The sequence below is a fragment of the Pseudomonas sp. PS01300 genome, from assembly GCF_029960155.1.
GTDB lineage: Bacteria > Pseudomonadota > Gammaproteobacteria > Pseudomonadales > Pseudomonadaceae > Aquipseudomonas > Aquipseudomonas palmensis.
The window spans coordinates 1-9,113 of the sequence record NZ_JASCPN010000100.1 but is presented as its reverse complement, the minus strand read 5'-3'; the positions used below and the strand labels follow the sequence as shown (position 1 = coordinate 9,113).

The 9,113-nt window shown below is 66.8% G+C and carries 8 protein-coding genes; 4 read left to right on the top strand and 4 right to left on the bottom strand.

Annotated elements, in window-relative coordinates:
* Nucleotides 1-61 precede the first annotated feature (61 nt).
* On the bottom strand, nucleotides 62-1,474 hold the full coding sequence (locus QMX96_RS25735) for a DOPA decarboxylase (protein ID WP_054916505.1): 1,413 nt from the start codon (nucleotides 1,472-1,474) through the stop codon (nucleotides 62-64).
* An 85-nt stretch (nucleotides 1,475-1,559) separates the two neighbouring features.
* Nucleotides 1,560-2,504 carry a LysR family transcriptional regulator gene (locus QMX96_RS25730; protein WP_043861114.1) on the bottom strand — a complete coding sequence of 315 codons (945 nt, stop codon included), beginning with the start codon at nucleotides 2,502-2,504 and terminating at the stop codon, nucleotides 1,560-1,562.
* Between the two features lie 144 nt (nucleotides 2,505-2,648).
* Here QMX96_RS25730 and QMX96_RS25725 point away from each other — a divergent pair, with 144 nt between their 5' ends.
* Nucleotides 2,649-3,512, top strand: a complete 864-nt coding sequence (locus tag QMX96_RS25725) for a LysR family transcriptional regulator (protein ID WP_282362674.1) — start codon at nucleotides 2,649-2,651, stop codon at nucleotides 3,510-3,512.
* On the opposite strand, the gene QMX96_RS25720 is transcribed toward QMX96_RS25725, so the two are convergent.
* Nucleotides 3,453-4,649 (bottom strand): HPP family protein, encoded by a 1,197-nt coding sequence (locus QMX96_RS25720; RefSeq protein ID WP_282362673.1) that lies wholly within the window; start codon nucleotides 4,647-4,649, stop codon nucleotides 3,453-3,455. The two genes, QMX96_RS25725 and QMX96_RS25720, sit on opposite strands and share 60 nt — an antisense overlap.
* Nucleotides 4,650-4,916: 267 nt before the next feature.
* Nucleotides 4,917-5,204, bottom strand: coding sequence for a hypothetical protein (locus QMX96_RS25715; RefSeq protein WP_043861117.1), 288 nt, complete (start codon nucleotides 5,202-5,204; stop codon nucleotides 4,917-4,919).
* Nucleotides 5,205-5,472: 268 nt separating this feature from the next.
* Here QMX96_RS25715 and QMX96_RS25710 point away from each other — a divergent pair, with 268 nt between their 5' ends.
* From QMX96_RS25710 to QMX96_RS25700, 3 genes are all read left to right on the top strand, one after another.
* The gene (locus QMX96_RS25710; RefSeq protein WP_282362672.1) at nucleotides 5,473-6,396 is read left to right on the top strand and encodes a hypothetical protein; all 924 of its coding nucleotides are present in this window, start codon (nucleotides 5,473-5,475) and stop codon (nucleotides 6,394-6,396) included.
* A gap of 283 nt (nucleotides 6,397-6,679) precedes the next feature.
* Nucleotides 6,680-7,660 (top strand): aliphatic sulfonate ABC transporter substrate-binding protein, encoded by a 981-nt coding sequence (locus QMX96_RS25705; protein ID WP_100632474.1) that lies wholly within the window; start codon nucleotides 6,680-6,682, stop codon nucleotides 7,658-7,660.
* Between the two features lie 17 nt (nucleotides 7,661-7,677).
* The gene (locus tag QMX96_RS25700; protein ID WP_104572613.1) at nucleotides 7,678-9,039 is read left to right on the top strand and encodes an LLM class flavin-dependent oxidoreductase; all 1,362 of its coding nucleotides are present in this window, start codon (nucleotides 7,678-7,680) and stop codon (nucleotides 9,037-9,039) included.
* The last annotated feature ends 74 nt before the right edge of the window (nucleotides 9,040-9,113 follow it).

The window sequence follows — 9,113 nt, the reverse complement described above, 5'->3', positions numbered from 1 at the left end:
CCCCGGGGGGGCGCCCCCCCGGGCGCCCCCCCCGCCGGCCCGGGCCGGGGGGCCGCAGGGATCAGCCCTTGACCACCTGCTGCAACCCCTCCCAGAGCCTTGCCACATGCTCGCGCTCGGTGGGCAACGCGCCCACCGACACCCGCACCATCCACTGCCCGTTCAACGTCGCCGGGGTCACATACGCCGCGCCCGACGCATTGAGCCGGTCGGCCCAGGCGCGGGTGTGGCGGTCCAGTGCCTCGCCTTCCAGCCCGCCAGGCTGGTGACGAATGCACAGGGTCTGCAACTGCACCGGCGCCAGCACCTCCCAGCCCGGCGCCGCACCTACCTGCTGTTCAAGCCAGCGAGCATTGCCCAGGTCGCGGCGCAGGCGTTGCTGCAAGCCTTCCACGCCTTCGCTGCGCAACATGAACCACAGCTTCAACGCACGAAACCTGCGCCCCAGCGGGATGCCCCAGTCGCGCAGGTTCTTCACTTCGCCATCGACCGCCGACTGCAAGTAGCTGGGGTTGGTGCTCATCACACGGATCAGGTGCTGCGGGTCACGCACGAAATACAGCGAGCAGTCGAACGCCACCCCCAGCCATTTGTGCGCATTGACCACGATGGAGTCGGCCTGCTCGATGCCGGTCCACATCCAGCGGCATTCGGGCAGGATCATCGCCGAACCGGCCATGGCCGAGTCCACATGCAGCCACAGGCCATGGGCGCGGGCGATGCGGCCGATCGGTTCGAGCGGGTCGAGGGCGGTGGTGGCCGTGGTGCCGGTGGTGGCGACCACCGCGCATGGTTGCAGCCCTGCGGCAAGGTCCTGCTCGATGGCCGCTGCCAGCGCTTCAGGGCGCATGGCGAAGGCTTCGTCGACTTCGATGTAGCGGATGTTGTGCTTGCCGAAGCCGGCCAGCAGCGCGGCCTTGTCTACCGAGCTGTGGGCCTGGGCGCTGGTGTAGATCATCAGCGGCCGGGCCTGCGCTTGCAGGCCACCCTTGACCAGCGCGTAGTCGCTGGCGCGCTCGCGGGCGCAGATCAGCGCCACCAGCGTGCTGCTGGAGGCGGTGTCCTGGATCACCCCGCTCCAGGCACCGGACAGGCCGATCATCTGGCGCAGCCAGTCGACCGTGGTCTCCTCCAGCTCGCTCAGCGCCGGGCTCGACTGCCACGACAGGCCGAGCACGCCCAGGCCGGTGCTGAGAAAGTCGCCCAGCACCGAAGACAGCGTGCCGTTGGAGGGGAAGTAGCCGAAGAAGTCCGGGTGCTGCCAGTGCGACAGGCCGGGCATCACCAGCTGGTCCACGTCGGCGAGGATCTGCTCGAAGGGTTCGCCCTGCTGCGGCGCGGCCTGGGGCAAGGCATTCTTCAGGTAGCCCGGCTCGACCTGGGCCATGACCGGCAGGCTGGCGACATTGGCACGGTAATCGGCGATGCGGTCGATCAGTTGGTGACCTTGCTGGCGAAATTCTTCTGGGCTCACGCGCTGGCTCCTGTGGGGGTGATTGCAGTGCCAGCGAGTCTAGGCGCTGGCTGGCCGCTGAAACACGCCGCGCCGCGCATAGCTGCTATGGCGAATCCACATAGCTGCCGGTGACGCCGAACTGCGACTGCTGCCACAGCTCGAACACCTGCGCACGAAACCAGCGGTGCTCGGCCGAAGCCTGCAGGCGCTGGTGCCACACCACCCAGTAGCGCTGGGTGTGTTCGACGAACGCCAGCGGGCACCACACCACCGGGTGCAGGCGGCTGAGCTGGCGGGCGATGTGTTCGGGCACAGTGACCAGTGTCTGGCTGGCGCACACCACCTGCACCGCCGCCGAGAAGAACGGCACCTGCAGGGTGATGCGCCGGGCAAGGCCCTGGCCGCGCAGGTGGCGGTCGATGAAGCTGTCCTTGTCGCCGCCGCCACAGATGCGCACGTGCCCCCAGGCCAGGTAGTCGTCCTGGCTCAGCTCGGCGTGCCGGGCCAGCGGGTGTTCGCGGTGCATCAGGCACACCGCGCGATCCTCGCCGAGCATGCGCCCGTGCAGGTTGGCCGGGGCGCTGTCGAACAGCGTGGTGGCCAGGTCGATTTCACCGCTGGCCAGGCGTTCGAACTGGTCCGGCGACCAGCTGCGGTAGTCGATCGACACCCCCGGCGCCTGCTCGGCCAGGCGGCTGACCAGCAACGGCAGCATGTGTTCGGCGATGTAGTCGGAGGCGGCCAGGCAGAATCGCCGCTCGCAGCGCTGCGGGCTGAAGGCCTCGGGTTGGCGCAGGGCGTCGAGCTCGCCCAGTACCTGGCGCAGGGGCAGCACCAGCGCCTGGGCCCGTTCGCTGAGTACATAGCCGCGGCCCTGGCGAACCAGCAGCGGGTCGTCGAAGGCTTCGCGCATGTGCGCCAGCTGGCGGCTGAGCACTGACTGGCTGCTGCCCAGGCGCTCGGCGGCATGGCTGAGGTTCTTGAGCTGCAACAGTGTGTCGAGGGTACGCAGGTGCGCAAGGCTCAACGAGGCGAAGGTGGGGTTCAAGGCGCGCTCCGGCGGTGTAGTCGCCCTAGGCTAAGGGGTTTTGTGCCTGACGCAAAATCCGTTGCGTGGCCTTCGCCGGCAAGGCCGGCTCCTACAAGGGCACTGAAAGCTCTAGACTGTGCACTGGTAGAACACGAGGCCCCCATGGATATCGACCTGGCGCGTACCTTCATCGAAATCGTGCGCAGCGGCAGCCTGGTGGCCGCCGCAGAGCACCTGCACGTGACCCAGACCGCGATCAGCGCGCGGGTGCAGAAGCTCGAGCAGTTGCTCGGCTGCCAATTGTTCGTGCGCAGCCGCAACGGCGCCAGCCTGACCGCCGACGGCAAGGGCTTCGTGGCCTACGCCAACCAGCTGGTGCACACCTGGGAGGCGGCGCGGCGCGACCTGCCGTTGCCCGCCGGCGGCTACCAGGTGCTGCACATCGGCGGAGAAGTCAGCCTGTGCAACCCGCTGCTGCTGGACTGGGTTCGCGTACTGCATCAGGAGGTGCCCAGCCATGCCATCCGCAGCGAGGTGGGCGACAGCGACACGCTGCTGCGCAAACTGGACATGGGCCAGCTGGATGCAGCGCTGGTGTACCAGCCGGGGTACGGCCCGGGGGTGCAGGTGGAGCAACTGCTGGAAGAGAAGCTGGTGTGCGTGCGCCGTGCCGGCCAGCCCGAGCCGTATATCTACATCGACTGGGGCGAGGCGTTCCGCCGCCAGCATGACGCGGCGCTGCCCGAGCACGCGCGCCCTGCCTTGAGCTTCAACCTCGGCCCGATGGCCTTGCAGTACATCCTTGAACACGGCGGCAGCGGCTACTTTCGCGCCCGCGTGGTGCAGAGCTACCTGGACTGCGGCGTGCTCGAACGGGTGCCGCAGGCGCCGGAGTTCACCTACCCGACCTACCTGGTGTACGCCCGCGAGCGCGACTCGGCAGCGCTGCAACAGGCGTTTGGCCTGTTACGCGGCGTGGTCGCGGGGGACAGTGACTGGTCCCAGCGCTGGGACCCGCTGATCTAGACCGGCCTGCTCGCGCTGCAGCAGTTGCTGGTGCAGCGCGCCGATCAGGTCGGTCTGGGTGACCACCCCGACCAGTTGCCCGGCTTCGAGCACTGGCAGGCAATGCAGGCCCTGGTCGCACAGCAGCGGGATCAGGGCCACCGCCGGTTCGTCGCTGTTCACGCTGCGTACCGGTTTGGTCATGACCTGTTCCAGGCGCACCGGGCGACGCCGGCCGAACAGCGCGCGCCAGCTGAAACGGCGTGCGGCCATTGCCGAATCGAGCAGGTCGCCGACGCTGACGATACCCACCAGCTGGCGCGCCTCGTCGAGCACGGGGAGGATCTTCAGGCGATGCTCGCCCAGCATCTTGAAGGCTTGCTCAAGCGTGGTGTCCGGGCTGGCGGACTGCACGTCGCGCGACATCACCCGGGCAGCCGTCATGCCGCCCAGGCTGCGCTGCAAGGCATGGCGCTCGGTGGCCAGGATGATGCGCTCCAGGTCATCACGGGTCACGTCGACGAACTCGCCCAGTTCATTCAATGCGCGGTCCAGGTCGCCGGCACTCACCCCTACCCGCTCGCTCACGGGCGCATCCTGGGTACGGTGCAGGTCGGGCCGCGGGGCGACGATCTTGGGGTAGCGCACGCCGGTCAGGCGGTTGTACACCACTGCCACCAGCAGCAGGCACAGGGCATTGAGCAGCACCGGCTCGACCACCTGGGCGCCCAGGCTCGCCAGCGACGGGTCGGCCATCGCCAGGCTGACCGCCAGTGCCGCGCCCGGCGGGTGCAGGCAGCGCAGCAGGCACATCAGCAGCACCACCAGCACCAGCGCCATGCACACCACCACCAGGCTCGCGCCCAGCCAGTGGTGCAGCACCAGGCCCACCAGCATCGCGCAGCTGTAGCTGCCCAGCAGCGGCCAGGGCTGCGACAGTGCGCCCGAGGGCACCCCGAACAGCAGCACCGCCGACGCAGCCAGCGGGGCCATCAGGTGCAGGGTGACGGCGTTGCCGAACAGCACGCTGCACAGCCCGCCGGCCACCAGCAGGCCGAGCACGGCGCCAAGGCCGGCCCGCAGCCACTCTTTGGGCGGGATATGCAACGCGGCGGGGATGAAGTGATCGAGCCAGTTGTTCAGACGGCGGGTGGACATGCGACGACCTGGTACCTGTTGAAATAAAAGAAGCCCGCCCAAGACGAGGGGGCTTTGTATCGCGAGGGGGCAATACGCAAAGGGCTCCGTCCCTGGAGATGGAAATCCGGGGGTTCGGATGCGCGCAGTCTGAACAAAAGCGGGGATGGGCTCCAACGCAAAAAAATGCAGCTTGAGTGCAATTATTTTGCTGGATGAGCCGGCGGGAGGGTTCTGGCAGGAGCGCAAGGCTGCGCTCCTGCCGCTGACCGGGCCTGAACGGCCGAATCAGCCAAGCAGTGCCGGGTCGATGCCATCGCAGTCGAAGGCGATGTAGCCACCCACTTCATCGGCCCTGCCATCGGTGATCTCGCCGTGATAGGACAGGCCGTTGCTCAGGGTGACGCAGATGTGGGTGGGGTCCTGCGGGGCGTCCAGCTTGCCGTTGAACTCGACCGTGAAGCGGGTTTCGCCATCGACCTTCAACCCGATCAACACATTGGCATTGTCCACGGCCTCGGTCTCCTTGCCTGCGTATTCGGCGCTGACGGTCACGGTGGCGGTGTCTTGATACATGCTAGAGCTCCAACGGCAGGAATGCGTGACGCCCACTGGCGCCAACCGGCGGCTAGGGTAAGCCACCAGGCGGGGTGTGGGGAATCCCCGTCGGGCGCAAGGTTGCAATTTGCATGAGGCAAAACGGGCCCTCATGCAGGCTGCATGGCCTTAGGACGGTTCGGTTTTACAACTGATTGATTTTGAAAGGATAAATATTTCGTAGCATTTGGCACAGCAACTGCTCTACAGGAGGGGGAAGACCCATTTCATGACTGGAGCACCAACAATGATTACAAGTGCCGATACCTACGCCGTCCCCGCGGGGGACACCTCCAGCCACTCAGGGGTGTCCTGGGCGGCCATCTTCGCCGGTGCCACCGGTGCCGCCGCACTGTCGCTGATCCTTATCGTGCTGGGCTTCGGCCTGGGGTTCTCGGCTGTCTCGCCGTGGCCGGGTGATGGCGCCACGGCCAAGCAACTGGGTATTTCGAGCATCGTGTGGCTGGCGCTGACGCAGATCATTGCCTCGGGCCTGGGCGGCTACATCGCCGGGCGGCTGCGGGTCAAATGGGCCAACCTGCATGGCGATGAAGTGTATTTCCGCAATACCGCCCACGGTTTCCTGGCCTGGGCCTTTGCCACGCTGGTAACTGCGGTGCTGGTGGTGGGTTCGGTGAGCTCGGTGGTGAGCGGCGGCGTCCAGGCCGGCGCGATGGCGGCCTCTGGCGTGGCTGCGGCTGGTGCCGGCGCGGCTGCCAACAGCAGCAAGGCGAGCAATGACGATTCGGCCTACTTCATCGACATGCTGTTCCGTGACGAACGCCCGGTGGCGGTCACCGATGACGCGGCCCACGGCATTGCCGCGCGCATCTTCGTGCGTGGCCTGGCCGACGGCCAGCTGAACGCCGAAGACCGTACCTACCTGGCCAACGTGATTGCCCAGCGCACCCAGATCAGCCAGGCAGAAGCCGAACAGCGCATCGACACCGTGTTCGCCGAAGCCCGCCAGGCCATAGAAGAGGCCAAGCAACTGGCCGACGCCGCACGCAAGGCCGCTGCCGCCTCTGCGCTGTGGATGTTCGTGGCCCTGCTGTGCGGCGCGTTCTTCGCCAGCCTGTTCGCCATCTGGGGTGGCCGTCGCCGTGATGCCGCCGTGTTCCTGACGGCCGACCCGGTGCGCGTCGACCCCACCACTGCCCGTACCCTCTGACAGGAGATTCACCATGCGCTCGATACTGCTGTTCTTCCTCGGTGTGCCTATCCCGATCATCATTCTGATCGCCTTGTTCATGCATTGATGCACACACAAAGCCCCCGACCCGTCGGGGGCTTTTTTGTGGGCGACTGGCACGGCCGATAAATTCAAAAAGGATATAAAAATAACTATTTGTTCTAACTAAAAGTAATAAAAAAATTGCACTCCGCGGGCGTCAGCCTTTACTTTCAGGCCCTACCAGAAAACACCTGACAAACCCGCCTGCGGAGCCCTCACCATGTCCAACAAACCTCCTTCGACCCTGCGCCGCGTGCTGCTTGGCGGTGCCTTTGCCGCGCTCGCCAGCCTGGTACTGCCTGGCCCGGCCGCCTACGCCGAGCCAACCAAGAACCTGCGTATCGGCTACCAGAAGTTCAACAGCGTCAACATTCTCAAGGGCTCCGGCGCCCTGGAAAAAGCCCTGGCGCCGCAAGGCATCAAGGTCAGCTGGTACGAGTTCGCCGCCGGCCCGCAGTTGCTCGAGGCCCTGAGCACCGGCGCCATCGACCTGGGGCACGCCGCCGATGCGCCGTCGGTGTTCGCCCAGGCGTCGGGCAAGTCGGTGGTGTACCTGGCCGCCGAACAGCCCTACCCGCGCGGCATCGGCATTGTGGTGCGCGAGCAGGACAAGGTCGCCGATATCGCCGCCCTCAAGGGCCAGCGCGTGGCCACCGGTCGCGGCTGGAATGCCCAGTATCTGCTGGCCGTGGCCCTGCAGGACACCGGCCTGAGCTACAAGGACATCGACCCGGCCTACGTCAACAACGCCGCCGATGCCGTGGCCGCCCTGCAATCGGGCAGCGTCAAGGCCGTGACCCTGTGGGACCCCTTCCTCGCCGCAGCGGAAAAACAACCCGGCCTCAAGACCCTGCGCGACGGCACCGGGCTGACCAACAACCGCACCTTCTACCTGTCTTCGCCAGCCTTTGCCGACGAGAACCGTGGTGTGCTCAAGACCTTCTTCACCGAGCTGGGCAAGGTCAGCAACTGGGCCAACGCAAAACCCAAGGAAGTGGCGGCCCTGCTGGCTCCGCAACTGGGTATCGGCGCCGACGTGCTGGAAGTGGCCAGCGAGCGTCGCAACTACAACGCGGTGGCCATCACCCCCGAGATCACGGCCGAACAGCAGAAGCTGGCGGACACCTTCCAGGGCCTGGGCCTGATTCCCAAGCCGCTCAAGGTCGCCGACGCCGTGTACCCCGTCTCCGTACTGCCTTGACCGCGAGCGATTCGAGCATGTCCAAGCCCATCCGTTTCAACGCCTTCAGCATGAACGCCGCCACGCACCAGTCGCCGGGGCTGTGGCGCCACCCACGCAACACCAGCAGCGATTTCAATCGCCTGAGCTACTGGACCGGGCTGGCCAGGCTGCTGGAGCGCGGACGTTTCGACGCGCTGTTCATCGCGGATGTGCTGGGCGTGTACGACGTGTACCAGGGCAGCCACGACGCAGCCCTGCGCGGCGGCGTGCAGGTACCGGTGAACGATCCGTTGCTGATCGTGCCGGCCATGGCCGGGGTCACCGAGCACCTGGGCTTCGGCATCACCTTCAGCCTCACCTATGAGCACCCGTACCCGTTCGCCCGGCGCATGTCGACCCTCGATCACCTGAGCGACGGGCGGGTGGGCTGGAACATCGTCACCGGCTACCTGGACAGCGCCGCGCGCAACCTGGGGCTGGCCCGGCAGCTGGCCCACGACGAGCGTTACGAGCTGGCCGAGGAGTACCTGCAGGTGCTCTACAAGCTGTGGGAGAAGAGCTGGGACGACGATGCGGTGGTCCGCGACCGGGCCCGCGGGGTGTTCGTGGAGCCTGCGCGGGTGCACCCGATCGGGCATGCCGGTGCGCACTTCCAGGTGCCTGGCGTGCACCTGAGCGAACCATCGCCACAACGCACCCCGGTGCTGTTCCAGGCCGGCGCCTCGGCACGCGGGCAGCGCTTTGCCGCTACCCATGCCGAATGCGTGTTCATCAGCGGCCCGACCCAGACGGTACTGCGCAGCTATGTGGACGGCATTCGCCAGGCCACGCGCGAGGCCGGGCGCCAGGAAGGCGAGGTGCTGATATACGCGCAGGCGCTGCTGATCGTGGGTGACACGCGCGAAGCGGCCCAGGCCAGGCTGGACGAGTACCGCCAGTACGTGGATATCGAGGCGGCGCTGGCCTTGCTGTCGGGCTGGACCGGGATCGATTTTTCCAACCTGGAGCCGGATGCGCTGATCGAGTACATCGAGAACGATGCCGGGCGCACGGCGCTGGCCGCCTTTACCAGGTCGGACCCGAACCGGCGCTGGACCGTGCGCGAGGCGGCGGAGTTCGTCAGCCTGGGCGGGCGTGGCCCGGTGCTGCTGGGGTCGCCGGTGGAGATTGCCGACCAGCTGGAGCAATGGCTGGATGCCACCGGCATCGACGGCTTCAACCTCACCTACGCGGTGGTGCCGGATGACCTGCAGGCGGTGGTCGACACGGTGGTGCCGGAACTGCAGCGGCGCGGGCGCTATCGCACCGAGTATGAGGCGGGCACCTTGCGCCACAAGCTGTTCGGGCGTGGGGATCGGTTGCCGGCCGAGCATGCGGGGCGGTTGGTGCAGATCTGAGACCGTGCCGTCTGCAATCGCGGGTCAAGCCCGCTCCCACAGGTTCGACGGTTTCTGTGGGAGCGGGCTTGACC

Bases quoted from the DNA above. Each gene is read 5' to 3' on its own strand.
- QMX96_RS25725 (WP_282362674.1), top strand. From the start codon at position 2,649: ATGGATATCGACCTGGCGCGTACCTTCATCGAAATCGTGCGCAGCGGC.
- QMX96_RS25720 (WP_282362673.1), bottom strand. From the start codon at position 4,649: ATGTCCACCCGCCGTCTGAACAACTGGCTCGATCACTTCATCCCCGCC.
- QMX96_RS25715 (WP_043861117.1), bottom strand. From the start codon at position 5,204: ATGTATCAAGACACCGCCACCGTGACCGTCAGCGCCGAATACGCAGGC.
- QMX96_RS25710 (WP_282362672.1), top strand. From the start codon at position 5,473: ATGATTACAAGTGCCGATACCTACGCCGTCCCCGCGGGGGACACCTCC.
- QMX96_RS25705 (WP_100632474.1), top strand. From the start codon at position 6,680: ATGTCCAACAAACCTCCTTCGACCCTGCGCCGCGTGCTGCTTGGCGGT.
- QMX96_RS25700 (WP_104572613.1), top strand. From the start codon at position 7,678: ATGTCCAAGCCCATCCGTTTCAACGCCTTCAGCATGAACGCCGCCACG.